The sequence below is a fragment of the Brevundimonas sp. genome, assembly GCF_032107865.1.
Classification (GTDB): Bacteria; Pseudomonadota; Alphaproteobacteria; order Caulobacterales; family Caulobacteraceae; genus Brevundimonas.
Genome location: NZ_DAMCNG010000407.1, coordinates 1 through 655 on the forward strand (window position 1 = coordinate 1; position 655 = coordinate 655).

Below are 655 nucleotides of genomic sequence, written 5' to 3' on the forward strand. Positions count from 1 at the left end.
AAGGCGGCGCCGTTCAGGCCGGGGGCGTCCAGCACCACGGGCAGGCGGACCTTGCCGTTGCGCGCCAGGGCGGCGGCCAGGGCGTGGTCTTGTGAGGAGGCTTCGGTGAACAGAACGTCGTAGGCGACAGGCCCGGCCTGCGCCTGGGTCAGGCGGTCGATCAGGCGGGCGTGCAGGTCACGCGGCCAGGGCCACTGGCCCAGCGCTTCCAAACTGCGGTCGTCGATGGCGATGATGACGATGTCCGGGTCCGCCGGTCCCGCCTCGGCCCGCATCAGAGCGTCATAAACCAGATGGTCGGACCCGTCGGCGACGGGCGTCAGCGCCATCCAGCCGACCAGCAGGGCGGACAGAGCCGCCCCCAACCCCCATTCGACCAGGGCGCGACGACCGGTCAGGCGGGCGCCGAGCCAGCCTCTCCAGCCGCCTTTAGGCCCTGCGGTCGCGGGCACGGCGTTAGCGCCCGATGCGGAGCTGTTGCGGTTCGGACCAGGCTTCCAGCAGACGGCCGAAGCGATGGCGCGCGCCCTGCACCCGCCAGCTGTAAACGCCCGGCGGCAGATCGCTGAGGGTGAAGGCCTCGTCGGTCAGGCCGGGCTGGTCGACCAGCAGGGGGCCGTCGGCGGTTCCGTCCTCGGCCTCGCGCCACAGCTGG

General features: G+C 72.4%; 1 protein-coding gene and 1 pseudogene. Both read right to left on the reverse strand.

All coding sequences use genetic code 11. The features are described 5' to 3' along the window. Positions 1 to 452, reverse strand: a 452-nt coding sequence (locus tag RT567_RS17180; protein ID WP_313577382.1) for a CHASE2 domain-containing protein, incomplete at its 3' end; no start/stop codon positions are given. 4 nt (positions 453 to 456) lie between these two features. Beyond that, positions 457 to 655, reverse strand: a pseudogene (locus RT567_RS17185) (peptidoglycan-binding protein); the annotation flags it as partial.